Genomic DNA, 25,690 nt, shown 5'->3' on the forward strand with positions numbered 1-25,690 from the left:
TAGTTCAATTTTTCAGTAGTTTCAGTAAAAATTTCAGTAGCTTTCAGTAGTAGTCCGCGACAGAGTGCGAAGGGACTACCGAAGCAGGAAGCGAATAGCGGACTCGGCCAACTCCTCGATGCTCACGCCCGCGTCGCGCCGATACCACTGCGCCGACCAGTTCAGCGCCCCAAACAGCCACAGCCGATCGAGCTTGCCCGGCGCCGGCCACTCGCCGGAAGCCTGCAGCTCACGCAACACCGCGTCCCACAACTTCTCATAGCGATCCTTGGCAGCAACGATGCGCAACTGCCCCTCCGGCGACAGCGCGCGCCACTCATACAGCATGACGTAGACAAAATCCTGCCCCGGCGAGAGCAGCGTCTCCAGGTGGGTATGCACCAGCCGCCGAAACGCCTCGCGCGGCGGCAGCTTCAACGTGGCCACCTCCTCGATGCGCGCCAAGGCTTGCTGCATACCCTCCTCGATCACCGCCTGCAAGATGTCCTGCTTGGACTTGAAATGATAAAACCACGACCCCGCCTGCACCCCCGCAGCGGCCGCAATATCGCGCACGGTAGTGTTATCAAACCCTTTTTCGCGGAATAATCTTGCCGAAACAGCAATAAGCAGCGTTTTCAAGCTGTCGGAAGCGGCCTGTGCAGGGCGGCCGCGCTTGCGTGGCGAAGGGGAGTTGCTGGCGTCCATGTCCCCAGCAATCTACCTTATAATGAAAGTTTTCGCCAAATTTACAGCCCAAATCATGGAATTAGCCAAGTCTTTCGAGCCTGCCGACATTGAACAGTTCTGGCGCAGCGAGTGGGAAAAGCGCGGTTACTACGCAGCCTCCCTCGACCTGAGCAAGCCGTCCTTCAGCATCCAGCTGCCGCCGCCGAACGTCACTGGCACGCTGCACATGGGCCACGCCTTCAACCAGACCATCATGGACGGCCTGACCCGCTACCACCGCATGCTGGGCCACAACACTGCCTGGATCCCGGGCACCGACCACGCCGGCATCGCCACCCAGATCGTGGTGGAGCGCCAGCTGGACGCGCAAAAGGTGTCGCGCCATGACCTGGGCCGCGAAAAATTCGTCGAGAAAGTATGGGAGTGGAAGGAAAAATCCGGCTCCACCATCACCGGCCAGATGCGCCGCATGGGCACTTCCCCTGACTGGAAGCGCGAATACTTCACCATGGACGCCGAGCGCTCCAAAGTGGTGAGCGAAGTGTTCGTGCGCCTGTTCGAACAAGGCCTGATCTACCGCGGCAAGCGCCTGGTCAACTGGGACCCGGTGCTGGGCACCGCCGTCTCCGACCTGGAAGTGGTGTCGGAGGAAGAAGACGGCTCGATGTGGCACATTAAGTACCCGCTGGCCGACGGCAGCGGCCACCTGGTCGTCGCCACCACCCGTCCTGAGACCATGCTGGGCGACGTCGCCGTGGCCGTCGACCCGACCGACGAGCGCTACACCGCGCTGGTCGGCAAGATGCTCAAGCTGCCGCTGGTCGGCCGCGAAATCCCGGTGATCGCCGACAGCTACGTCGACAAGGAATTCGGCACCGGCTGCGTGAAGATCACCCCTGCGCACGACTTCAACGACTACGCCGTTGGCCAGCGCCACAACCTGGACATGCCGTCGATCCTGACCCTGGACGCCAAGATCAACGAAAACGGCCCGGTCGCCTACCAGGGCATGGACCGTTTCGCCGCCCGCAAGCAGATCGTGGCCGACCTGGACGCGCAAGGCTTCCTGGTCGAAGTCAAGCCGCACAAGCTGATGGTGCCGCGCGGCGACCGTACCGGCGTCGTGATCGAACCGATGCTGACCGACCAATGGTTCGTCGCCATGAGCAAGCCGGCTCCTGAGGGCACCTTCAACCCAGGCAAATCGATTACCGAAGTCGCGCTGGAAAAAGTCTCCAGCGGCGAGATCAAGTTCGTCCCTGAAAACTGGAGCACCACCTACAACCAGTGGCTCAACAACATCCAGGACTGGTGCATCTCGCGCCAACTGTGGTGGGGCCACCAGATCCCGGCCTGGTACGACGAGCAAGGCAACATCTACGTCGCCCGCAGCGAAGAAGACGCGAAGGCGCAAGCCGTCGCCAAAGGCGTGACCGGCGCCCTGACCCGCGACAACGACGTGCTGGACACCTGGTTCTCGTCCGCCCTGGTGCCGTTCTCCACCCTCGGCTGGCCGAATGAAACGCCTGAACTGCAAGCCTTCCTGCCAAGTTCCGTACTGGTCACCGGCTTCGACATCATCTTCTTCTGGGTCGCGCGCATGGTCATCATGACCAGCCACTTCACCAACAAGGTGCCGTTCGAAACCGTGTACGTGCACGGCCTGGTGCGCGACTCGCAAGGCCAGAAGATGTCCAAGTCCAAGGGCAACACCCTGGACCCGATCGACCTGATCGACGGCATTGCACTGGAAGACCTGGTAGCCAAACGCACCTCCGGTTTGATGAACCCGAAGGACGCGGCCAAGATCGAGAAAGCCACCCGCAAGGAATTCCCGGAAGGTATTCCAGCCTACGGCACCGACGCCGTGCGCTTCACCATGGCTTCCTATGCCTCGCTGGGCCGCAACATCAACTTCGACCTGGGTCGCTGCGAAGGCTACCGCAACTTCGGCAACAAGCTGTGGAACGCCACCCGCTTCGTGCTGATGAACACCGAAGGCCATGACTGCAGCGCCAATGAAGCCGACCTGTCGGCCGCCGACAAGTGGATCATCTCCGCGCTGAACCGCGCCGAGCAGGAAGTGCATAAAGGCTTCGCCGACTACCGCTTCGACAACATCGCCTCCACCATCTACCAGTTCGTGTGGTACGAATACTGCGACTGGTACCTGGAACTGGCGAAAGTCCAGGTACAGCAAGGCACGCCGGGCCAGCAGCAAGCCACCCGCCACACCCTGCTGCGCGTGCTGGAAGTGATCCTGCGCATGGCACACCCGATCATCCCGTTCGTCACCGAGCAGCTGTGGCAAACCGTGGCTCCGCTGGCCGGCAAAGGCGGCGCAGGCCAGTCCATCATGACCCAAGCCTACCCGCTGCCAAACGAAGCAGCGATCGACGCCGCCGCCGAAGCCTGGATGGGCGAGCTGAAAGGCATGACCGACGCCGCGCGTAACCTGCGCGGCGAGATGAAGCTGTCGCCATCGGTGCGCGTGCCGCTGATCGTGGAAGCCTCCGGCGACGACAAGGCCAGGATGGCCGCCTTCGCGCCATACATCCAGATGCTGGGCAAGCTGTCGGAAGTGCAGATCGTGGACGCACTGCCGGAATCGCCGGCCGCCGTCTCCGTGGTCGGCACCACCAAGCTGATGCTGAAGGTCGAAATCGACGTGAAGGCAGAACGCGAGCGCCTGTCGAAAGAGATCGCCCGCCTGGAAGGCGAGATCGCCAAGGCCAACGGCAAGCTGTCCTCCGAGAGCTTCGTCGCGCGCGCCCCAGCAGCCGTAGTGGCCCAGGAAAAAGAGCGCGTCGCCTCCTTCGGCGCCACCCTGGCCAAGATGCAGGAACAACTGGCCAAGCTATAAGAAATAGGGACGCACCCAAAGTAAAAGTCGGGGTCAGCTCCGGCAATCGGACATTTCGCGCTGCGCGAAGAGCTCCGTGAGAAGCCGGAGCTGACCCCGACTTTCAAATCTAGAGGCTTCCCTCCAAAAAAAATAGCATGACCGTGCGGTGTGCCGCTGGGTCATTTGCTACACTGGTTTTCCCCAAATCTAAAAAAGAGACACCCCCATGCGCCTAACCCGCACAGTGGCGCTGGTTGCGGCAGCCTTGCTGGCTTCCGCTCCGGCATTCGCCCAAGATCCCTCTCCTGTCGGCCTGTGGAAAAACATCGATGACGTCAGCGGCAAGCCAAAAGCCCTGATCCGCATCACCGAGGAAAACGGCGCCTTGCAGGGCAAGATCGAAAAACTGTTCCGCGGCCCGACCGAAGAACAGAATCCGGTATGCGACAAGTGCACCGACGCGCGCAAAGATAAGCCGATTGTCGGCATGGTGATCGTGTCCGGGCTTAAGAAGGACGGCAGCGAGTACAACGGCGGCGAGATCCTCGACCCGAACAATGGCAAGGTGTACAAGAGCAAGCTGGAAATCGCCGACGGCGGCAAGAAGCTGAAAGTGCGCGGCTATATCGGTTTCCCGATGCTGGGCCGTTCGCAGACCTGGGAACGCCAGGAGTAAAACCGGTAAACCTGGGTAGCTAAGGGCTTCGGTTGTGCGCCTTTGACTTTCTGCGAAGATCAACGGCGCACAACCCAAACCGACACCATCCGAACCGTTGAGGGTCTGACCCTGCGGGTCAGACCCTGGTCTACCGGTTTCAACGCTTCGGCAACAACAACGACGCCAGCGCCGGAATCATCACAATCGCCCCCACCATATTCCACAGGAACATGAACATCAGCAGCAGGCCCATATCAGCCTGGAACTTGATGTCCGACCAGACCCAGGTCAGCACCCCCAGCGCCAGTGTCACGCCAGTCAGCGCCACCGCCACGCCGGTCGTTTTCAGCGTCTCGAAATAAGCCTCCGTCAGTTCCATGCCGCGATCCAGGAAGCACTGCAGCCGGTTGTAGATGTAGATCCCGTAGTCCACGCCAATCCCGATCCCCAGCGCAATCACCGGCAAGGTCGCCACCTTCACTCCCAGCCCCAGGCGCGCCATGATCGCCTCGCACAGCGCCGAAGTGATATACAGCGGTACCATGATGCAGATGGTCACCCGCAGCGAGCGGAATTCCCACCACACCAGCAGCGCCACAATCGCATACACCAGCACCAGCATGGTGATCTCCGCCTGCTTGATCACGATATTGGTCGCCGCCTCGATGCCCGAATTACCCGCCGCCAGGATGAACTCCGCCTGCGGCGTATTGTTCTCCTTCGCAAACGCCTGCGCCGCCTGCACCACCCGCGTCAGCGTATCGGCCTTGTGGTCGGCCAGGAACACCAGCACCGGCAGCATCGAGCAATCGTTGCTGTACAACTCCGACGGGATCATGCGCTGCGCCGAATTCGACACGAAGCGGTTGCGCGACAGCGCCTGCCATTTCAGGCTGCCGCCGTTCACATTGGAGATGATCCGCTTCTGCACCGTGAACAGCGAAGTGGTCGATTCCACGCCCGGCACATTCTCCATCTCCCACTGGAAGCGGTCCACCACCTCCGCCGTCGGATAAGCGCCGCACTCGCCGGCCGGCGTCTTCACCATCACCACGAACACGTCCGAACTGGTCGAGTAATGGCCGGTGATGTAGGCGTTGTCGCGGTTATAGCGGGAATCCGCCCGCAGCTCAGGCGCGCCCGGATCAAGATCGCCGATCTTCAGGTCGCGGTTCAGCGCGAACGCCGTGGCAAACACCCCTGCCGCACCCAGCACCGCCCACTTGGCAAACTTCGGCTCTGCAAAGCGCGACAGCTTGCGCATGAAGCGATGCTTGCGCTGCGCCTTCCTCTCCTGGTTGCGCAGGCATGCCGGCGTTACGCCCACATAGGACATCAGCACCGGCAGCAAGAACATTTTGGTCAGCACGATCACCGCCACGCCGACCGAAGCCGAAATCGCCAGTTCGCGAATCACGCCGATCTCGATCACCAGCAAGGTCGAGAAGCCCACCGCATCGCACAGCAGCGCGATGGTGCCGGGGATGAACAACTGGCGGAAGGTCTGCTTGGCAGCCTCCACGTCCGTCTTGCCGGACAAGCGCTCTGCCGCCATGGTATTGATGTTCTGCACCGCGTGCGACACGCCGATGGCAAAGGTCAGGAACGGCACCAGGATCGAATACGGATCCAGCCCGAAGCCCAATAGCCGCACAATGCCGAGCTGCCAGATCACGGCCAGCGAGCAGCAGAACACCGTCACCAGGGTCGATTTCCAGCAGCGCGAATACCACAGCAACAGCGCCACCGTCATGGCAAAGGTGATGGCAAAGAAGATGCCGATCGCCTTGGCGCCGTGAATCAGGTCGCCCACCACCTTGGCAAAGCCCACGATATGGATCTTCACGCCCTGCGCTTCGTACTTGGCGCGCACCAGTTTTTCCAGCCGCTCCGAGAACAGCCCGTAATCGAGCTTGGTGCCCTTGTCGGGATCGATCTCCAGCAGCGGCACCTGCACGATGGTGGACTTCTGGTCCGCCGCCACCAGGCTGCCGATGCGGCCCGAACGCGCCACATTGGCGCGCACCTCGTCCAGCATGGCCGGCGAACCGTCAAAGCCCTGCGGGATGATCTGGCCGCTGTTCATGCCGGTCTCGGTGACCTCCATCCATTGCACGTTCGGCGTCCACAGCGACTTCAGGTTGCCGCGGTCCACGCCCGGGATGTAGAACACTTCGTCGGTCACCGCCTTCAGCGTGTCGAGGTACTCCTTGGAGTAGATATCGCCCTTGCCCGCCTCCACCGCGATGCGGATATTGTTGCCCAGCGGGCGCAGCTCGTTTTCGTACTTGAGGTAATTGGCGATGAAGGGATGGGTGGCCGGCACCATCTTCTGGAAACTGGCGTCCGGCTTGAGCAGCGCCGCCTGCCAGGCAAACAGCAGCGACGCCAGCAGGAACACCAGCATGATGATCCAGCGGTGCCGGAACAGGCGCGGCTCCAGCCAGTGTTCGATGGAAGTGAAACGCTGGTGGCCCGCCTCGGTCACCGCGCACGCTTTTTTGTCGTCGCGGATCATTTCGCGTCCTCCCCTGCGGCCGCGCGCACGCCGCCCACGCCCGACAGCAGCACCGCGCCGTTCACCGCCAGCATGCCGGCCGTCGGCACCGCGTCGCCCTGCCGCACCACACGGAAGCTGGCGCCATCGTCATCGCTGCGCAGCAGCGCGCCATCCTGGGCCGCCAGCACGACGCTGCTGCCCTGCATGGCGCCGCCCACCAGGCTCTTTTTCGTGACGGCCGGCGTTTCACGCCAGCTTGCGCCGCCATCCTCGCTGCGGAACACATGGCCACCGAAGCCGTAAGCCAGCATGCTGCGGGCGGTGAAGATCACGCCGTACAGCTGCCCGCTGTAACCGGTCTCGATACGCTGCCAGCTTGCGCCCCCATCCTGCGAGCGATAGACATAGCCGCCCTCGCCCGCGATGGCCAGCACATTGCCAGGCCCGCCCGCAATCGCGTTGTAATGCAGGCCTTCAGGGTTGGGCAGGCCCGCGCCCATGGAAGTCCAGTTTGACCCGCCATCCGTGGTACGGAAAGCCTGGCCGTATGCGCCCACCGCGTAGCCGGTCCTGGCATCGCGGAACCATACGCCCAGCAAAGGGCGCGACGGACCGAACTTGGCCGCCGCTTCAATATCGCCCAGCGCGTTCTCGGCGTCGGCCAGCAGATTGCCCCCGGCCGCCTGCGCCTTCCCGACTGCAGCCTTGGCGTCGGCCAGCATCAGTGCATTGGCCTTGTTGCCGTCAAAGCGGGTGCTCCATTGCGCCCCGCCGTCATTGGTGGACAGGATCACGCCGTCGTGCCCGACGGCCCAGCCGTTGGATGCGTCGGCAAACGTCACGTCGGTCAGCGTGACCGACACCGGTACCTTCGCCTGCTGCCACGCCGCATTCGCGCCGCCATCGCGCAGCAGGATGATGCCCCGCTCGCCCACTGCCACCGTGCGCTGGCCGGCCAGCGCCATTGCCGTCAGCATCGCTCTCGGCGCCCGCGCCGACATGCGCGCCGGCGTTTGCAGCGGCTCTCCCGCCACTGCCGGCACTGCCGCCAGTGCGCCCAGCAACGCGGCAGCGGCCTGTATCAAGACTTTATTCATGCTCTACCTGCAAAAAATGGGCGCAGCGATCCCTGAGAACGCAAGCGCCCGAAGAGACACCCCCGAACCCGCTACACCGTCCTCAGTTGGAAGAGCGGCGCAGCGTATCTGGCGTGAAGTTCGACGGATCGAGCTTTACGCCAAATTTGATCGGCTTCTCCTGGTTGGAGATGCCCGACAGCAGGTAGCGGCGTGCCTGCAGGTCGTAGAACACTTCGTAAGCGAAGTAGTGGGTCATCGCATCGTAGTACTGGATGCCGCCGATCTCGTGCACGCGCCACAATTCGCCGCGGCCGTCATAGGAATCGGTGTGCACCACTTGCCAGCTATCCTCGTCCACGTAGAACACGCGCTTGGCGTAGATGTGGCGCTTGTCCTTTTTCAGGGTCGCTTCCACCACCCACACGCGGTGCGGCTCGTAGCGCACGAAGTCCTGGTTGATGTGGCCGGGGCGCACGATGTCGGCATACTTGATCGACTTGTTGGTGATCTTGTAGTTGTTGTAGGACACCAGCATCTCCTTCTTGCCCACCAGCTTCCAGTCATAGCGGTCAGGAGCGCCGTTGAAGCCGTCATAGTCGTCGGTGGTGCGCAGGCCGTCGGCGCCCTGCCCCGGCGAGTCATACGCCACGTTCGGCGCGCGCAGCACGCGGCGCTGGCCCGGGTTGTAGGTCCAGGCCAGGCGCGACTCCTTCACCTGGTCCAGCGGGTCCACCACCAGCAGCGCATCGCCCGCCACCGAGGAAGGCCCGGTCAGGGTCGCCATGTAGTACAGCAGGCGGTTCGGCTCCGGATTGGCCATGCCCTGCGCGAACGCCACTTTCTCGGTACGGGTCACCGGCGTGAAGGCGCCGTTGGTCTGCACCGGGAATTCGGCGGTGTAGCGTTCGATGGTGCCGCCGCGGTAGCGCATCAGGTGGTTCCAGATCACTTCCACCCCGGTTTTCGGCATCGGGAACGGCACCGTGGTCCTGGCAATGCCGGTCACGCCGTTGCCGCCGCCGGTCAGTTCCGCCTTCGACGCTTCCGCCTTGATGGTGTCGTACACGCCCTGCGGATAGCCCGCCGTGCGGTAGCTCTTGTAGACGTTCATCTTGTAGCTCGGGTAGCGCTTCAGCATTTCCATCTGGCCCGGCGCCAGTACGTCCTTGTACTTGTCCATATTGGCCGCCGTGATGCTGTATTGCGGCGCCTCGGCCGGCAGCGGATCGGCATAGCCGTTCTTGCTGTCGAAACCGGCCGGCGCCTTGGTCAGGCCGCCGCCCCAGGCCGGGATGGTGCCGGCCTTGTTGCCCTCTTTTTCCGCGCCGACCGGCGTCAAGTCCTTGCCCAGGCGCTCGACGTCGGCCTGCGGCAGGCCGGCCAGGGTGCTGCCTGCGATGCACGCCAGCGCTGCGGCCAGCAAGCTTTGCTTCATCATCTTCATCTACATGTCTCCTGTGGCTTTATTAGAAGTTGGCGCCGATCACGAACTGCATATTGTCGCGGTCGTGGAACTGGTCGTATTTGGCGCTCTTGTTATAGCTGGTGTAGCTGATGTCTGCGTAATAGCGGTTGTTGTAGTCCGCGCGCAGGCCGACAGAGCGGGTCTGGCGGTCTTCGACGAACAGGTTGTCCGCCGCGTAGCCCTTCACGTCATGCGCGAAGTAGACGCGCGGCTTGAAGTTGATGCCGGCCACCACGTTGGGGAACAGCAGCTCGGCCGACAGGCGGTAGCCCCAGGCAGTGCTGGTGGCATAGCCCTGGTTCTCGCAGTAAGACGCATTCGGCTGGATGCCGGCCGGGCCGCAAGTGCCGCCCAGCGCCGCCGTCGGGCCGAAGTTGTACATGAAGCCGCGCACATAGCGGGTGCTGGTGTTCGGGTCGCCGATGCCGCTCCACTTCTGGCCAGCCACTTCGCCCAGCAGCGTGAGCGAATCGGCGCCCAGCACTTGCGGGACCTGTCGGATGAACGACACCTGCGCCTGGGTCTTGTCCTTGCGGTCGTAGCCGTGGATCACGGTGCCGGTCGGTACCGCCGGATTGCGCGCAATGGCAGCCAGCTTCGCTTGCGGGCCGATGCCCAGCGCGGTGCCCACCAGCAGGTCGATCGCGTTGATCTGCACCGGGATGTCCTTGGTGCGCGACAGCTCGCCGAACACCGAGAAGCCGCCCACTTCGGTAGCAGCCGACAGGCCCAGGGTTTTCACGTTCTCGCCGCTGTAGTCCCATACGATATTCCCGGCCGGCAGCACGCCCAGCGTGCCCAGCGCCGGCGCCAGCGACGGCACCGCTTTCACCAGTTGCGCCAGGCGCCCCGACCACACCGACGGCAGCGCCGACGGCTGCTTGACCACCGAGACGATCGGCGAGTGGCTGTGGTAGCGCGCGAAATAGACGCCGAAGTCGGTCGCAATCGCATCGGCAAAGTAGTGGCTCGAGATACCGAACTGGCCGGATTTCTTCGGCCGGATCTTCTCGGCGGTCGTCATGCGGAAGTTGAGCGGCATGCTGCGCGACAGGCCGAGCGAAGCCAGTACCGGATCCAGCGCAGCCGGCAGCGCGGCCAGGAACGGCGCGCCGTTGTACTGGCCCTGGTCGTTCATCTTGGTGCCGTCGCCAAACAGCACGGTGCCGTTATTGCAGTTCAGCGAGTCGGCCGCCGACCAATAGGTGCCGCAGCCGTCCACCACGTTCTGGCGCCAGCCCAGGTTGTAGAAGGCCTCCACCGACACGCCGTTGCCCAGGCCCAGGTTGGCCATCAGCGCAGGCTGCGGGCGCAGGATTTCCTTCACCTGCGCGCCCGGGCGGCGCGCGGCGCTGGTATCGAAGGCGCCCATCGCGTTAATGCCCGGCACGAACAGCGATTCGCCCCAGTTGATCACCTGGTTACCCAGCTTGGCGCTCAGCGCCTTGCCGCCCAGGTCCCAGTTGGCGAATACATAGGCGTCGGCCAGCGCCACGCCGTCAAATGTGGACAGCTGGTCGAAGCCGGTGTCGTTCAGCTCCGTGTTCGGCTTGTAGCCGTTGTTGAAATGCCCGTGCGGCATTTCGCGCCCCTTCAGGACGCGGTCATACCAGGCAAAGCCGCGCACGAACATGCCGTAGGTATCGCCTTTCAATTCCAGCTCGCCGGTCAGCTTGCCGACGGTGGAGTAGGCATCGTGCTTCTTGAAGTTAAGGTTGCCGTCGTCGGCGCCGGCGCCTGCCGTGCCGCCATTGGGTACAGAGATCAGGTTCTTGTCTGCATCCTTCATCCGGATGCTGGTGCCGACCGACATATTGAGGGACCAGCGTCCTTCCAGTCCATTGTCGGTAGTGAAGGTATCTGCGTGCGCCAGTGGGGTTGCCAGCGCCGCCGCCACAGCAAACGCCATGGTACGGTTGTACTTCCTCGTCATCCTTGTGTCTCCTAATGGTTTTTTACAGCTTTTTATACAGGCTTATTTAACTGCTTGAACTCCTCACGCAACTTCATCTTCTGCACTTTGCCGTTGGCGCAATACGGAAGCTCGCTAACGAAAACCACGTCGTCGGAAAGCCGCCACCTGGCTACGCGGCTGGCAAGGTAGCCTAACACTTCGTCGCGTGCGGGGGAACTGCCATGACCAGGAGCGTCCGCCAGCGAAGGAAGTTCCTGCCATTTTTCTGCGGGCCGCGGCATCAGGGCTTGCATGCACTAAGCCGTCACATATGGCGTTTCAGGAAATCGGCCAGCGTGTCGAACACGCGGCCATACGGCGGGCGGAACAGGCCAAAGCCATTCAGGCGCGCCTGCCGGTAGATCGGCTTCTGCTTGGAGAAAGCCAGGAAGCCATGCTCGCCGTGATAAGCGCCGGTGCCGCTGGCGCCCACGCCGCCAAACGGCAGGTTTTCCTGCGCCGCATGCCACAGCGCGTCGTTGATGGTCACGCCGCCGGAAATGGTCGAGTGCAGCACCTTGGTGCAGTTGCGGCGCTCCCTGCCGAACCAGTACAGCGCCAGCGGGCGCTCGCGCTGGTTGATGAAAGCGATGGCTTGCTGCAGCGTGTCATACGGCACCACCGGCAGCAACGGACCGAAAATCTCTTCGCGCATCACGGCCATCTCGGGCGTCACGTCCAGCAGCAGCACCGGCGCCATGCGCCGTTCGCCCGCCGCTCCCGCGCCAGTGCCGCCCAGCCGCACCACGCGCGCCCCCTGCTGCTCGGCGTCCTGCACCAGCTGCTGCAGGCGCGCATGATGGCGCTCGCTGATGATGCTGGTGTACTGCTCGTTGCCGGCGAACTGCGGATACATCGCCGCCGCCGCCGCGCTCACCTCGCGCACGAATTCCTCGACGCGCGCCCGCGGCACCAGCGCATAATCCGGCGCCACGCAGGTCTGGCCGGCGTTGAACAATTTGCCGAAAGCCAGGCGCGGCGCGGACTCCGCCAGGTCGCAGCTTTCATCGATGATCGCGGGCGATTTGCCACCCAGTTCCAGCGTCACCGGCGTCAGGTTGTGCGCCGCCGCGACGGCGACCTGGCGCCCTACCGTGGTGGAGCCGGTGAATATGAGATGGTCGAACGGCAGCGCCGCAAAGTCGCGGCTGACCTCTACGCCGCCTTCGATCACGGCCAGTTCGGCCGGCGCGAAATACTTCGCCGCCAGTTGCGCCAGCAGGCGCGAAAAGGCCGGCGTCAATTCGCTTGGCTTGATCATCACGCGGTTGCCGGCCGCCAGCGCTGCAGCCGCCGGCACCAGCGCCAGCTGGCAGGGATAATTCCACGGCACGATATTGCCGATCACGCCCAGCGGCTGCGGCATGATCTGGCTCGAACCGGGCAGCATGTGCAGCGGCGTCGCCACTCGGCGCGGGCGCATCCAGCGCCCCAGCTTGCGGCGCTGCTGGCGGATCGCCGACAGCACGACGAATAATTCCGTCAGCACCATCTCCTGCCGCGCGCGGCCGCCGAAGTCGGCGTTGATGGCGTCCAGGATGGCCGGCTCGTTATCGGCCACCATCGCCTGCAGGCGGCCTAGCCGTTCGCGCCGCACGGCCGCCGTCGGCACCATGTCGGCATTGAAGGCCGCGCGCTGGACTTCCAGCGCATCGAGCAGCGCTGACGCGCCGCATCCTACGACGGCAGGGTCGAATTCCTGAACTTTCATCACAGTGTCTCCAGTTGCGCCGCGTTTTATTAACGCTGTCGTTGAAACGAGTATGTGTTTGACACTACTATTCGTCCAATGCATTGTGTTTATCCGCACAATGCATATTCCGCATACAAGGGGTTTTCCATGGATTTCAAGCGCTTGCGTTACGCCCTGGCCGTGGCCGACGAAGGCAATTTCGTGCGCGCCGCGGAGAAGATCAGCATCAGCCAGCCCGCCCTGTCGCGCGCCGTGCAAACCCTCGAGGAGGAGCTGGGCTTCCTGCTGTTCGACCGCGGCAACCGCAACGTGGCGGTGACGGTCGCAGGCGCCGCCTTCTTCAACCACGCACGCCGTCTGCTGTTTGATGTACGCAACATGGAGCACGACCTGGCCCTGTTGCGAAATGGCGACAGCGGCCATGTGACTTTCGGCATCGGCCCCCTGCATTCGGGCGCCCTGCTGCCGCGCATGCTGCGCCAGGTGCGCGCCGACCAGCCGGGCATCAGCCTGTCGGTCACCATCAACACTTCGACCTACCTGCTGGACCACTTGCGCGGCGAGGAGATGGAGTTCTTCATGTCCGACGTGCGCCTGATCGAACCGGCCGAAGACCTGATCATCACGCACGAGTGCCGCCAGTACGGCGGCATCTACTGCCGCCCCGGCCACCCGCTGCTGGGGCGCGGCGACGTGAATCCGCCCGAGCTGCTGCCCTATGGCATGGCAGCGCCCACCATCCCCGAAGTGCTGATGACGCAGATGAACCGGCTATTCCGGCTGCCGCCCGGGCGCGACCTGCCGATCATGCTCAGTTGCGACAGCGTGCACACCCTGGTCGACGTCGTGGCCGAAAGCGATTTGCTGCTGATCTCCAGCCATGCAGCGCTGGCCGAGGCGGCCGCGGAAGGCAGGCTGGAACAGGTGCCCGTGCCGCTGCCGCCGCTGTGGGCCGACATCGCCACCATCCGCCTGCGCGGGCGCACCTTGTCTCCGGGCGCCCAGCGCGTGCTGCAGGCGGCGCGCGAGATCCTGGCGCAACTGGCGGGCACCGAGATGCCCCGCCAATAGTGTGCATTCAGGCTGCGGCCGCCCGCAGTGCTTCGATGTCGCGCAATTCGATCTGGCCGTAGCGCAGCGTGATCGCCCCGCAACTGGCCAGCGCCTGCAATTCCTTGTTCAGGGTTGTGCGCCCTACGCCCAGCATCATCGCGATCTGGTCCTGCGAGGCGGTGATGGTGTTGCGCGCGCTGGCAGCCTGGGTCAGGTCGCCGTGCGCCATCATCAGCAGGCGCCGCGCCACGCGGGCGCGGGTGCTGTGCATCGCCATGTCGGCCACCAGGCTGAAGGCCGCATGCAGCCGCTCCGCCTCCAGCCTGGCCATGGCGTTGGCGAACACCACATCCTGCATCAGGGACGCAAAGCGTTCGGCGCTGACCGCCAGCAGTTCCGTGTCCTCATGCGCCGTTGCCGTGGCGCTGCGCGGCAAGTCCGCCAGCAAGGCCGTTTCGCCAAACCAGTTGCCTGCTTCGGCCATGGTCACGATGACTTCGTTGCCATCGGCATGCATTACCGACAAGCGCACCGCGCCGCTCGCTACACCCCACAGCCCATCCTGCGCCCCCGTCGTCCGCTCGCCCTGCAGGTAAAGCAACTCGCCCTGGGCCAGGCGCACCGTGCGCGCCGCAGCCAGCAAAGCGCTGGCCTGCGCCGCCGGCAGGCGAGCGAACCAAGGGTTATTGAAGAATATTTGCATGCAAAAAAAGTCCTGAATTGCCCGGAATTGAACAATCTTCGCCGACGCGGCCCTGCATCATGGTGGTAAAAGGAGACCCGGAACATGGACAACAACATGATGTACACGCTGCTGGCACTGGTGATCACGGGCCTCGCCCTGGCGGAATTCGCCAGCCGCCGCTACCGCGACACGGTGCACGCCAGCGCCAATGATACCGCGCTCGAATTGGGCATGACAGTCAGCCTGTTGCTGCTTACCCAGCCGCTGATCATCTTCTGCACCAGCGCGCTGGGCCACTGGCTGGCGCCCGCCATGCATGGCGCCTGGTCCGGATTGCCGTGGTGGGCCTGGGCCGGCCTGCTGCTGGTGGGCGACGACATGACGCAGTACTGGTGGCACCGCATCTCGCATTCGCCGAAACTGTGGCCTCTGCACCGCGCCCACCACTCGGCTTCTTACATGAGCATCCGCATCACCTACCGCAACAACTTCTTTTACTACCTGATGATGCCGGGAATCTGGTTCGCCGGCGCCATGATCTACCTGGGCTGCGGCTGGATGTACTTCGCCTATGTGGCCGTCAAGCAGGCGGTGATCCTCGGCGCCCACTGCGCCTGGGCCTGGGACGAGCCGCTGTACCAAGTACGCGCCCTGCGCCCGCTGATGTGGGTGGTGGAGCGCACCATCTCCACCCCGGCCACCCACCGCGCCCACCACGCCATCACCAATGCCGACGGCATCGGACATTACAAGGGCAACTTCGGCAACCTGCTGTTCTTCTGGGACGTGCTGTTCGGCACCGCCCACATCACGCGCCGCTACCCGGCCGAAGTCGGGCTGCGCGACGACCAGCTGTTCGGCGCCGAGCGCTGGGACAAACAGATGTTCTACCCCCTGCTGCAATCGAAGCGCGAATGCAGCGCCCTGAAATTCGGCGGAAAGGCCTACAGCGATATATAGGGCAAGGGCTGTAGGGACAGGGTTCGGCTAGCCGGCCGTCAGCGGCAGCCTGAACTCGAATTGCACGCCCTGGCCCGGCGCGCTGGCCAGGCTCACACTACCATGCAATGCCACGCAGACCAGGTTGTTCACGATGTACATGCCGAGGCCGGAACCGCCTGCGCCGACCTTGGTGGAGAAGAAGGGTTCGAAAATCTTCTGCTGCAGTTCCGGCGCGATCCCCACCCCGTCATCGCTGTAGACCAGCCTCACATGGTCGCCTGCCACGCTGGCTGCAATCGACACCTTGCCGCAGCCGCGCCCCTCAAAACCGTGCAAAATGGAGTTGACGATCAGGTTGTTGAGGATCTGTTCCAGGTGGCCCGGATAGGAATCCATCAGCACTCCTGGCGGCACCTGCAGCTCCGCCGTCACGTTTGCCTGCCGCATCATGCGTCCCAGCGTGACCAGGATATCGTGCAGGCAGGTTTGCAGGTCGAACTGGCGGCGGCGCTGGCTGGTCTGGTCCACCGCAACGTTCTTGAAGCTCTCGATCAATTCGCGCGCCCGGTCGGCACTGCGGATCAGCACTTCGCTCGCCTCACGGCAATCGCCAGCCGACTGGAGCAGGCAGGAACGCGTCAGCTTCCCCGCGACGGCGTTGTCGGCCAATTCGCTCACGCGGTCGCGCAGCGTCGACGCCAGCAGCACCAGGTTGCCGACCGGCGTATTCAATTCGTGCGCCACACCGGCCACGATGCCGCCCAGCGCCGCCATCTTTTCCTGCTCGACGATCTGCTGCAAGGCCTGGCGCAGCTCGCAACTGCGCGCTTCCTCCGCTTCCTTGCGCTGCGTGATGTCGCGCACCAGCGCCGCAAAGGCTGGCGGCTGCGATTGCGGCACCTGCCACTGCGACACTTCGACATCGAACTCGCGCCCCGTGCGGTGGCGCGCACGCTGGTTGCATCCTTCCGGCGGCAGCAGCACCTTGCCGGCGGGCTGGCCCAGCATTTCGTCGCGGCGCCAGCCGAACAGAGCTTCCGCCGCATGGTTCCAGTCGGTGACGACACCCTGGCTGTCGATGGCAATAAAGGCTTCGCAGGCACTATCGATCACCATGCGCAAGCGCCGCTCCGATTCATGCAGGGCCTGCGTGCGCTCCTGCACCCTGGCGTACAGCTCGCACAGCACGGCCACCTTGTTGCGCAGCACGGCCGGTTCGATCGGTTTGTTGAGGAAGTCCACCGCGCCCATTTCATAGCCCTTGAACTGGCGCACGCGGTCATGCAGGCCGGCGGTGACGAAGATGATGGGCAAATGGCGCGTGCGCGGGTTGCAACGCAGCAGTTCGGCGGTCTCCAGGCCATCCATCTCCGGCATTTGCACGTCCAGCAGCACCACTGCGAAATCATGCCTGAGCGACTGGCGCAGGGCTTCGCTGCCGGACATCGCCTTGACCAGGTGCAGCGGCAGCGGCATATCTTCCAGCAAGGCTTCCAGCGCCGTCAGGTTCTCCTGTCGGTCGTCGACCAGCAGCACCGGGATATTCAGGTCCATGCGCTCCCCTAGCGTCTAATCCAGACCCGCAGCAGCGATAAAAGCTGCGCGGTATCGATCGGCTTGGCGAGGTAATCGCTGGCTCCCGCCTCCAGGCAATGCTGATGGTCGCCCGGCATCGCCTTGGCGGTCATCGCGATAATGGGCAAGTCCTTGAAGCGGGCATTGGCGCGGATGCGCCGCATCGCTTCATAACCGTCCATCTGCGGCATCATTATATCCATCAGCACCGCATCCACCTTCGCCTCCGCCGCCAGCTTATCGAGCGCCTCCAGGCCGTTCTCCGCTTCAAGCACCTGCACCCCGCGGTCGCCGAGCAGGCTGGCCAGCGAGAACAGGTTGCGCATATCGTCGTCCACCACCAGCACCTTGCTGCCTGCAAGCGCAAGGGCTTCCTGCTGCACGGCCCGGCCGCCCTGCTCCACGCTGTGCAGGAATAGCTGCACCTCGCTGAACAGCCTCTGGGGGCTGTGCGCGCCCTTGATGATCACGCTGCGCGCATAGCGATTCAGCATGCGCAGCTGGTCGCGTGCCAGGTCCTGGCCCGAATGAATGACCACCGGCAGCTGGCGCAGGCCGGCCGTGGCTTGCATTGCCTCCAGTACCTGGTAGCCGGACATGTCTTGCAGGCCAAGGTCCAGCACCATGCAGTCGAAGTGGCCATGCACCAGCAAGTCGAGTGCTTCGTGGCCCGACCTGCAGCGCACCACTTCCACCTCCCGCCCTTCCAATAATGCGGCAAGGCTGCTTAACTGGCTCTCGTCGTCTTCCACCACCAGCACGCGCTTCAGCGCACCGGCCCATGCCTGCTCGATGGTGTCGAACACCTGCGCCAGCTGGTCGGGGCTGACCGGCTTGGTCACCAGGCCCAGCGCCCCCAGGTCGCGTGCGCGTTGGATCTCGTCGAGGCAGGAGATGAAGTGCACCGGCAGGTGGCAGGTGCGCGGATCGGCGCGAAGTTCACGCATCACTTCCCAGCCGTCCATGCGCGCCATCATCACATCCAGCAGAACGGCATGCGGAGCCTCGCTGCGTGCCAATTGCAGCCCCTGCTCGCCATCCGCCGCCACCAAGGGGGTATAGCCGCGGCCGCGCACGAAGTCTGCCAACAGGCTGGCGAAGAAAGGATCGTCCTCCACGATCAGGATGCGGCGCGCGCCATCGCCTTCGCCCGGGGCGGGCTTCGCAGAGGCAGGCGCCGTGTCAGCTTCCTCGCCACCCGGCCCCGTGCGGGCCCCGGCGCCAGCCTGCAGCGGCAGCATGAACGTGAACGTACTGCCCTCGCCTTCCACGCTGTGCAGGTGCAGCGCGCCACCCATGGTGCGCGCCAACTGAAGGGAAATCGACAGTCCCAGGCCGGTGCCGCCGTAATGGCGGCTGATGCTGCCATCGGCCTGCCGGAACGCTTCGAAGATCGTTACCTGCTTATCGGCCGGCACGCCGATCCCCGTATCGCTGACCGCAAACGACAACTGCTCCCCCGCCACCGAGATGCGCAGCGCCACGCTGCCCTGGCGCGTGAATTTGAGCGCATTGGCCAGCAGGTTGCGCAGCACCTGCTGAACGCGCTGGCCATCCATCATTGCCGCCGCCGGCGTGCCGGGCAAACGTTCGACCAGCAATTGCAGCCCTTTCTGCTCCGCCTGCGGCAGGAACTGCGCCAGCAGGTCATCGCACAGGGTGGACAGCTCCACCGGCCCGACGTTCAGCTCCACCTTGCCCGCTTCCATCTTGGCCAGGTCCAGGATATCGTTAATCAGGTTCAGCAAGTCCCGCCCGGCATTGTGGATGGTGCCCGCATATTCAAGCTGCCGCTGGTTCAGGTTGTGCGCCTTGTTCTCCTTCAGCAGGGCCGACAGGATCAACATGGAATTCAAGGGGGTGCGCAGCTCATGCGACATATTGGCCATGAACTCGCTCTTGTAGGCGCTGACACGCTGGATCTCTTCGCGCTGCCTTTCCAGCAGGTCGGCGCGTTCTTCCAGTTCCGCATTGCTTTGCTGGAGCTCCTCCTGCTGCACCCGCAGTTCCTCCGCCTGCTGCGCCGTCTCCGCCAGCAAGGAGCGTGTGCGGTGCCGCGTAATATTCACCTCCAGCCCGATCGCAACCGCCTCCGCGCACAGGTCGACAAACGCCAGCTCGTTCTCGCTGAAGCGGCGGAAGGCGCCCAATTCCATCACCCCCACCATATTGCGCCCATGCTGCAGCGGCAGCACCAGCACGCAGGCCGGCTGCGCGCTGCCCAGGGCGGAACCGATTTCCAGGTAGCCAGGCGGCACCTCGCTGACCAGCACCGGCTTGCCGTCGCGGATCGCCTGACCAGCCAATCCCTCGCCAGGCGCGACCCGCGCCGGATGCCGCTCCTGCGCCAGCCCATGACCCGCCAGCAGGCACATGCCCGCACCCATCCCTTCGTCCACGTACAGCGCGCCCACGCGCGCCTGCAGGCGCCGTGCGAAGAAATCCAGGATGCGCTGCCCAAGTCCGGCCAGTTCCTGCTCGCCGCGCATCACGGTATTGAGTTCATTCTGTCCGGACTTGAGCCAATCGCGCTCACGCTCGGCCAGATTGCTGGTACGCAGTGCCTCGGTCATCCTGGTGAAAGCCTCGTCGAAACTGCGCTGCGACTCGGCCAGTCCCGCCACCGACAGCAACAGGTCGCCTGCCTCGTCGTGCGCCACGCCGGCCAGGTCCAGTTGCGGCAGCGGCCCCGGCGCAAAGTCATGATCGAGATTGCCGTTCGCCACGGCCTGCACGGCCGCGACATGGCCTGCCCGTGAATCGGCCAGCGCGCGTGCGGAATCCAGCGCCCGGTGCAGCGGCTGCGCCACATTGCGCTGGTAGAACACCCGCAGCGCCACCGCCATCAGCACCAGCACCGCGCCGAATGCGCTCAGCACCCAGCTGACGATGCGCGTGGCGCTGGCCGCCTCGCGCGTGGAATCGACTTCCAGCACCCCGCGCACGTCGCCCAGCTTCCAGTCGGTCTTCGGGCTTTGCGGATGGCTGTTGTGGCAGGAGACGCAAGCCTGGGCGCTCATGCGGTCGGCCAGCGCCACGCGCACCGTGCTGCGGCCATGCAGGGTTTCGGTACGCGAGAACACCCCGTCCGGGTTTTGCTCCAGGTAGCTCCAGGCGTCGCGCGCGAACTGGTCGAGCGCGCGCTCGCGCCGCTGGGGAAAAGGAAACGGGCTGTATAGCCTGAGCGAGGTGCCGCCGCCCTGCATCAAGTCGCTCAGGTCGTGGATCATGGTGGCCGGCAGCGGGATCGCATTTTCCTTGCCGCGATAGTCCGGGTCGACCTGCATCGCGGTCTGCGCCAGCACGCGCGCCGCCACGTTCTCGGTGTAGTATTTGCGCAGCAGGAGGAATTGCCGCACCGTGGCCTGCGCCGAGTCGACGGCATCGCGCTCCGCATTTTCGCTGATCAGGATTGGCAATAATGCCGAAATGACCAGACCGCACCCGGCCAGCAACAAGGCGATCGGCAGGAACAGCTTCCAGAACAAGCTGCTGGAACGTGCGAGCACGGCGAGCCTCCGCAAGGCTGAGTTTTCACCCTATTCTTGCGCGGAAAACTTCATGAAGCAAGCCTACCGACTGTTACTATTTTTTGTTTGGCCGCAGTACGATCTCGAACAGTTTCGGCCAGCGCTTGCCGGTCACGAACAGGCGGTGCGACCTGGCGTCGTAGGCGATGCCGTTCAGGACATTGTCGGCATCGGTGCCGGCCTTGGCGGTCGCCGCCAGTCCGGACAAGTCGATCCACCCCAGTACATGGCCGCTGAACGGATCGATGCGGGCAATGCGGTCGGTCTGCCAGACGTTGGCATAAATCTGCCCATCGACCCACTCCAGCTCATTGATCTGCGACAGCGGCTGGCCGTCGGCGGTGACCTTGATGCGGCGCTGCTCCGCAAAGCTTTTCGGGTCGAGCACGCGGATTTCCGGCGTGCCGTCGCTCATGTACAGGCGCTCACCGTCGCTGGTCAGGCCCCAGCCCTCGCCCAGGTAATTGAAGGTACCCTTGATGGCAAAGCTGCCCGAGTCCAGCACATAGCCGGCCTGGTTCATCCAGGTGATACCGACGATGCTGTCGCCATGCGGCGCGATGCCCTCGCCGAACACCTTCTCCGGCAGGTCGCGCTTTTGCAGCACCTTGCCGGTGGCCAGTTCCACCTTGCGCACGGACGATGCGCCGTACTGGCCGGTGCTCTCCCACAGGAAGCCGTCCTTGAAGAACAGGCCTTGGGTAAAAGCTTGCGGATCGTGCGGGTAAGCCGCCTTGATCGAGTAGCCCTGCACCGGCACCGCAGCCGATGCGATTTGCGCGGCCAACGCCGCCGCGCCCAGCGCTACCAGCTTACGCATCCCACAGGTCTCCGCTAGCGTTGCCGCGCGGCGGGGTCACGCCGAAATGCTGGTAAGCCTGCGCGGTGGCGACGCGGCCGCGCGGTGTGCGTTGCAGGAAGCCTTGCTGGATCAGGTATGGTTCCAAAACGTCCTCGATAGTATCCGCGGCCTCGCCGATGGCGGCCGCCAGGTTGCCGATGCCGACCGGGCCACCGCCGAATTTGTACAGCACCGCTTCCAGCAGCTTGCGGTCCATGACGTCAAAGCCTGCGTGGTCGACGTCCAGCATGCGCAGCGCGGCGTCGGCCAGTTCACGCGTGATATCGCCATTGCCCTTCACTTCCGCGTAGTCGCGCACCCGGCGCAGCAGGCGGTTGGCGATACGCGGCGTACCGCGCGCGCGGCGCGCGATTTCCACGGCGCCGCCCTCGTCGATATTTGCTTTCAGCAGCGCAGCGCTGCGGGCAACGATCTTCGCCAGTTCATCGGTGCTGTAGAACTCCAGCCGCGCCACGATGCCGAAACGGTCGCGCAGCGGGTTGGTCAGCATGCCGGCGCGGGTCGTGGCGCCGACCAGGGTGAAAGGCTGCAGGTCCAGCTTGACGCTGCGCGCCGCAGGGCCCTCGCCTATCATGATGTCGATCTGGTAGTCCTCCAGCGCCGGGTACAGGATCTCCTCGACCACTGGCGACAGGCGGTGGATCTCGTCGATGAACAGGACGTCGTTCGCTTCCAGGTTGGTCAGGATCGCCGCCAGGTCGCCTGGGCGCTCCAGCACCGGGCCCGAAGTCTGGCGCAGGTTGACGCCCATTTCGCGCGCAATGATGTTGGCCAGCGTGGTCTTGCCCAAACCGGGAGGGCCGAACAGCAAGGTGTGGTCCAGTGCCTCGCTGCGCTTGCGGGCGGCCGAAATGAAGATTTCGAGCTGGTCGCGGATCTTGGACTGCCCGACATATTCATCGAGGTGCTTGGGACGCAGCGCGCGCTCGATAGCCTCCTCGTTCGGGGACGATGGCGCCGCGTCAATAATGCGCTGCTCGGTGAAATTGTCGGTTTGGATACTCATGCCAGGTCGGAATTAGGTTCAGGGCATGATTTTAACAAGGCCGGGCAGCCCAGGGCTCACTTCACGTTGGAAGCGGCCGCGCTCGCCGTTTCGTTGGTTTTCTTTTGCAGGCTGCCGGAGACTTGCATGGCCCGCTCGCGCCGGTCCGGCTGGTTGCCCGCCTGGCCGTCCTTTTTCGCGTCCTGCAGGCCGCTCGCCCTGCGCGCCGCAGTGGCAGGCTCGCCTTTCACCGTCGCTTTCGCCTGCTGCCGGGCTTCCGGCTTTTCCTGGCCCGGTGCGGCCTGCTGGCCCCAGGCAGCCGAGCCTGCGGCCAACAGCGCGGCGCCCAGCATCGCGGCGTAAAGTTGACGAATATTCATCACAAGTCCTCCTTGATTGATCGCCAAAGTCTAGCACGCCCGCTCTTGAAGGCCTGCACCTACAGCCGCACGGCGCACGCGCCGCTTGGCGCGCCGGCCGTGGTGACGATACTGGCGCAATGCAAACACAAGGAGCTTGTCATGCGCGCCCTTACCTACCACTCCGCACATGATGTCCAGGTGGACACTGTGCCTGATCCCATCCTGCAGGAAGCTGACGATGTCATCTTGCGCATCACCGCCACCGCGATCTGCGGCTCCGACCTGCACCTCTACCGCGGCAAGGTGCCCGCCATGAAGGAAGGCGATATCCTCGGCCACGAATTCATGGGCATTGTGGAAGACTCCGGCCCTGGCGTCACCGCACTGGCCAAAGGGGACCGGGTGGTAGTACCCTTCGTGATCGCCTGCGGCAACTGCTTCTTCTGCGAACGCCAGCTGTTCTCCGCCTGCGAAACCACGAATCCCGACCGTGGCGCGATCATGAACAAGAAAGGCCTGCGTTCGGGCGCAGCCATGTTCGGCTACACCCACCTGTACGGCGGCATGCCGGGCGGACAGGCAGAGTACGTGCGCGTGCCGAAGGCCAACGTCGGCCCGATCCGCATCCCGGACGCGCTGGACGATGAGCAGGTGCTGTTCCTGAGCGATATCCTGCCCACCGGCTACCAGGCCGTGCTGAACGCCTATGTCGGCCCCGGCGACAGCCTGGCGATCTACGGCGCCGGACCGGTGGGCCTGATGGCTGCGGCCTGCGCACGCATGCTGGGCGTGGAGACGATTTTCATGGTCGACCATAACGGCTACCGGCTCGAGTTCGCACGGCAAGCATACGGGGTGATCCCGGTCAATTTCGATGAGGTGGATGCCGCCGAATACATCGTCGACAACACCGCTTCGCGCGGTGTGGATGCTGTGATCGACGCCATCGGCTTTGAGGCGAAAGGCAGCGCGCTGGAAACGGCGCTGACAGCGATCAAGCTGGAAGGCAGCAGCGGCGCAGCGCTGCGCCAATGCATTGCCGCAGTAAGGCGCGGCGGCACGGTCAGCGTGCCGGGCGTGTACTCGGGCTTTATCCACGGTTTCCTGTTCGGCGACGCCTTCGACAAAGGCATCAGCTTCAAGATGGGCCAGACCCACGTACAGCGCTTCATGCCGGAACTGCTGGAATTCATCGGCCAGGGCAAGCTGCACCCCGAAGCCATCATCACGCACCGGCTGCCGCTGGAACAGGCGGCAGCCGGCTATCGCATCTTCGACAAGAAGGAAGAGGAGTGCCGCAAGGTGATCCTGCGGCCAGGCTAGAGCTTAACGCTCTTTGTAGACGATATCGATGGCCAGGCCAGCGGCCAGCAGCAAGCCGGAGTTGGCCTTGAAGTCTTCGGCGATCGAGATCATGTAGTTGTCGGCGGTGGTGAACAGCTCCTTGCCGATGCCAGCCCACTTCTTGCTGACGGTGCCCTTCTCATTACCCTTCGAATCGAGGAATTTGAAGTTCCAGCCCTTCCAGTCGCCCTTCACTTCAGCGATCAACTGGTCGCGCATATCGTACACAAAGAACCCGCCGCCCAGGCTGAACAGCTTCGACTTGAAGTAGCCGATGGCCTGGCCCGAGCGGTCCAGGATTTCGATGCGGGAACGCAGCAAAGTCATGCCGCGCTTGATGGTCAGCAGCGCCGGGCCGTTGACCTGCTCCGAGATTTCCACCTTGGTCGGCAGCATGCGCTTGTCGATCACCAAGCGCAGTGCGTGGATCAGGAAGCTCAGTTTTTCCTGTGCCACGCCCAGGTTCTGCTGGGTTTCCGGGTCGATGATGTCGTAAGTGTCCGACAGTTTGAGTACGCCCACGTGTTCTTTGACGAAGTAGTTAGTCCTGTCCAGCATTTGTTTCCCTTTTTTAGGTTGAGTTATTTTTTTGATGGTTGCGGAAATGGAGAACATGGGCTGTCGCGGCGAACTGCTCATTGCCTGCCAACTTGCCGCTGACCGTGTCGATAATTTCGAAGCCAGCGCTTTGATACAGCGACAGTGCCGCCGTATTCCCAACCAGTACATCGAGCGACAAGGGCTTGCCGGCGGCGCGCAACACGGCCAGTTCGAACTTGCGCGCGGCATCGTGCACAGCGCAGATACCCTGCCAGTCGGACGCTTGATACGGCCGGATTTGCATGCTTTCAGCGCCTCGGAACCAGGTAGCGCAGCTCCACCATGCCGGAACCGATCTTGCGCGCCGACTGCAACGACAGCGGCGGATTTGTCAGGCGGCGCGGGAAAAGCGGCTTGCCCTGCCCCAGCGTGACCGAGCCAACCTGCACGATCAGTTCATCCAGCAAGCCCGCATCGTGGAATTGGCCGGCCAGGTCGCCGCCGCCCACGATCCACAGGTTCTTGCCGCCGGCCGCCTCACGCATGGCGCCATGCACCGCGCGCACGTCACCCTTCACGAAACGCAGGTCCGCGCCGGGAATGGCTGGCAGTGTACGCGAAGAAAATACCCAGGTCGGCTGCGCATAAGGCCAGGGCGCGCCCACTTCCGCCGCCACGGTATCTGCATTGCGCAACATCCACTCGTAAGTGGAGGAGCCCATCGCAATGGCGCCCACCTGCGCAATGAATTCAGGGTAGCTGCTGTCGTTGACATCGCCGAGCGGGAACAGCCACTCGAGCGAGTCGTCTTCGGTGGCGATAAAGCCGTCCAGGCTGGTGGCGGTGAAAAATTGGGTCTTCATTTGCTGGCAACGCTGCCGCATGCGGAAGGATCAAGGTCGCGACATTGTACGCGCCAACGGCCCGTCGAATTCTCACGAAAAATTGC

21 protein-coding genes are annotated in these 25,690 nt (G+C 63.8%); 5 read left to right on the forward strand and 16 right to left on the reverse strand.

Annotated features, from left to right (window positions below):
* Positions 1 to 75: 75 nt before the first annotated feature.
* Positions 76 to 687 carry a TetR/AcrR family transcriptional regulator gene (locus ASD58_RS15570; RefSeq protein WP_057262048.1) on the reverse strand — a complete coding sequence of 204 codons (612 nt, stop codon included), beginning with the start codon at positions 685 to 687 and terminating at the stop codon, positions 76 to 78.
* Positions 688 to 742: 55 nt separating this feature from the next.
* On the opposite strand from ASD58_RS15570, the gene ASD58_RS15575 reads away from it, so the two are divergent.
* Positions 743 to 3,532 carry a valine--tRNA ligase gene (locus ASD58_RS15575; RefSeq protein ID WP_057262118.1) on the forward strand — a complete coding sequence of 930 codons (2,790 nt, stop codon included), beginning with the start codon at positions 743 to 745 and terminating at the stop codon, positions 3,530 to 3,532.
* A 208-nt stretch (positions 3,533 to 3,740) separates the two neighbouring features.
* A complete protein-coding gene (locus ASD58_RS15580) occupies positions 3,741 to 4,190 on the forward strand; it encodes a DUF2147 domain-containing protein (RefSeq protein ID WP_057262049.1) in 450 nt (149 codons plus the stop codon).
* Between the two features lie 139 nt (positions 4,191 to 4,329).
* Here the strand turns inward: ASD58_RS15580 and ASD58_RS15585 are convergent, their stop codons facing one another.
* The 6 genes from ASD58_RS15585 to ASD58_RS15610 all read right to left on the reverse strand — a co-directional run bounded on the left by ASD58_RS15585 (position 4,330) and on the right by ASD58_RS15610 (position 12,881).
* Positions 4,330 to 6,690 (reverse strand): RND family transporter, encoded by a 2,361-nt coding sequence (locus tag ASD58_RS15585; RefSeq protein ID WP_082565426.1) that lies wholly within the window; start codon positions 6,688 to 6,690, stop codon positions 4,330 to 4,332.
* Entirely contained in the window at positions 6,687 to 7,769 is a 1,083-nt protein-coding gene (locus ASD58_RS15590; RefSeq protein WP_082565427.1) for a YCF48-related protein, read from the reverse strand. The genes ASD58_RS15585 and ASD58_RS15590 overlap by 4 nt, the downstream gene beginning before the upstream one ends.
* Before the next feature lie 82 nt (positions 7,770 to 7,851).
* Positions 7,852 to 9,195, reverse strand: a complete 1,344-nt coding sequence (locus ASD58_RS15595) for a DUF1329 domain-containing protein (RefSeq protein WP_057262050.1) — start codon at positions 9,193 to 9,195, stop codon at positions 7,852 to 7,854.
* A gap of 22 nt (positions 9,196 to 9,217) precedes the next feature.
* Positions 9,218 to 11,149 carry a DUF1302 domain-containing protein gene (locus ASD58_RS15600; protein ID WP_082565428.1) on the reverse strand — a complete coding sequence of 644 codons (1,932 nt, stop codon included), beginning with the start codon at positions 11,147 to 11,149 and terminating at the stop codon, positions 9,218 to 9,220.
* Between the two features lie 32 nt (positions 11,150 to 11,181).
* Positions 11,182 to 11,424 carry a hypothetical protein gene (locus tag ASD58_RS15605; RefSeq protein ID WP_057262052.1) on the reverse strand — a complete coding sequence of 81 codons (243 nt, stop codon included), beginning with the start codon at positions 11,422 to 11,424 and terminating at the stop codon, positions 11,182 to 11,184.
* An 11-nt stretch (positions 11,425 to 11,435) separates the two neighbouring features.
* Positions 11,436 to 12,881 (reverse strand): coniferyl aldehyde dehydrogenase, encoded by a 1,446-nt coding sequence (locus ASD58_RS15610; protein WP_082565429.1) that lies wholly within the window; start codon positions 12,879 to 12,881, stop codon positions 11,436 to 11,438.
* 129 nt (positions 12,882 to 13,010) lie between these two features.
* Here ASD58_RS15610 and ASD58_RS15615 point away from each other — a divergent pair, with 129 nt between their 5' ends.
* Positions 13,011 to 13,934 carry a LysR family transcriptional regulator gene (locus ASD58_RS15615; protein ID WP_162253019.1) on the forward strand — a complete coding sequence of 308 codons (924 nt, stop codon included), beginning with the start codon at positions 13,011 to 13,013 and terminating at the stop codon, positions 13,932 to 13,934.
* A gap of 7 nt (positions 13,935 to 13,941) precedes the next feature.
* On the opposite strand, the gene ASD58_RS15620 is transcribed toward ASD58_RS15615, so the two are convergent.
* Entirely contained in the window at positions 13,942 to 14,619 is a 678-nt protein-coding gene (locus ASD58_RS15620; RefSeq protein ID WP_057262054.1) for a Crp/Fnr family transcriptional regulator, read from the reverse strand.
* Positions 14,620 to 14,703: 84 nt separating this feature from the next.
* Here ASD58_RS15620 and ASD58_RS15625 point away from each other — a divergent pair, with 84 nt between their 5' ends.
* Complete coding sequence (locus ASD58_RS15625; protein WP_057262055.1) at positions 14,704 to 15,561, forward strand: sterol desaturase family protein; 858 nt, start codon at positions 14,704 to 14,706, stop codon at positions 15,559 to 15,561.
* 27 nt (positions 15,562 to 15,588) lie between these two features.
* Here ASD58_RS15625 and ASD58_RS15630 read toward each other — a convergent pair whose 3' ends face one another.
* From ASD58_RS15630 to ASD58_RS15650, 5 genes are all read right to left on the reverse strand, one after another.
* Positions 15,589 to 17,097 (reverse strand): ATP-binding protein, encoded by a 1,509-nt coding sequence (locus ASD58_RS15630; protein WP_057262056.1) that lies wholly within the window; start codon positions 17,095 to 17,097, stop codon positions 15,589 to 15,591.
* A gap of 8 nt (positions 17,098 to 17,105) precedes the next feature.
* Entirely contained in the window at positions 17,106 to 20,627 is a 3,522-nt protein-coding gene (locus ASD58_RS15635; RefSeq protein ID WP_162253020.1) for a response regulator, read from the reverse strand.
* A gap of 76 nt (positions 20,628 to 20,703) precedes the next feature.
* Positions 20,704 to 21,468 (reverse strand): glutaminyl-peptide cyclotransferase, encoded by a 765-nt coding sequence (locus ASD58_RS15640; protein ID WP_057262058.1) that lies wholly within the window; start codon positions 21,466 to 21,468, stop codon positions 20,704 to 20,706.
* Complete coding sequence (gene ruvB / locus ASD58_RS15645) at positions 21,461 to 22,516, reverse strand: Holliday junction branch migration DNA helicase RuvB (RefSeq protein WP_057262059.1); 1,056 nt, start codon at positions 22,514 to 22,516, stop codon at positions 21,461 to 21,463. Before ruvB ends, ASD58_RS15640 begins: the two co-directional genes overlap by 8 nt.
* Before the next feature lie 56 nt (positions 22,517 to 22,572).
* A complete protein-coding gene (locus ASD58_RS15650) occupies positions 22,573 to 22,875 on the reverse strand; it encodes a hypothetical protein (RefSeq protein WP_057262060.1) in 303 nt (100 codons plus the stop codon).
* Between the two features lie 141 nt (positions 22,876 to 23,016).
* Here ASD58_RS15650 and ASD58_RS15655 point away from each other — a divergent pair, with 141 nt between their 5' ends.
* Positions 23,017 to 24,180: a zinc-dependent alcohol dehydrogenase gene (locus ASD58_RS15655; protein ID WP_057262122.1), complete on the forward strand. Its 1,164-nt coding sequence runs from the start codon at positions 23,017 to 23,019 to the stop codon at positions 24,178 to 24,180.
* 3 nt (positions 24,181 to 24,183) lie between these two features.
* On the opposite strand, the gene ASD58_RS15660 is transcribed toward ASD58_RS15655, so the two are convergent.
* The 3 genes from ASD58_RS15660 to ASD58_RS15670 are packed head-to-tail and all read right to left on the reverse strand — an operon-like array spanning position 24,184 to position 25,604.
* On the reverse strand, positions 24,184 to 24,759 hold the full coding sequence (locus tag ASD58_RS15660) for a phospholipid scramblase-related protein (RefSeq protein ID WP_057262061.1): 576 nt from the start codon (positions 24,757 to 24,759) through the stop codon (positions 24,184 to 24,186).
* A 13-nt stretch (positions 24,760 to 24,772) separates the two neighbouring features.
* The gene (locus ASD58_RS15665; protein WP_057262062.1) at positions 24,773 to 25,045 is read right to left on the reverse strand and encodes a hypothetical protein; all 273 of its coding nucleotides are present in this window, start codon (positions 25,043 to 25,045) and stop codon (positions 24,773 to 24,775) included.
* A gap of 4 nt (positions 25,046 to 25,049) precedes the next feature.
* Positions 25,050 to 25,604, reverse strand: coding sequence for a dihydrofolate reductase family protein (locus ASD58_RS15670; protein WP_057262123.1), 555 nt, complete (start codon positions 25,602 to 25,604; stop codon positions 25,050 to 25,052).
* Between the last annotated feature and the right edge of the window lie 86 nt (positions 25,605 to 25,690).

The organism is Duganella sp. Root1480D1 (genome assembly GCF_001427305.1).
Classification (GTDB): Bacteria; Pseudomonadota; Gammaproteobacteria; order Burkholderiales; family Burkholderiaceae_D; genus Rugamonas.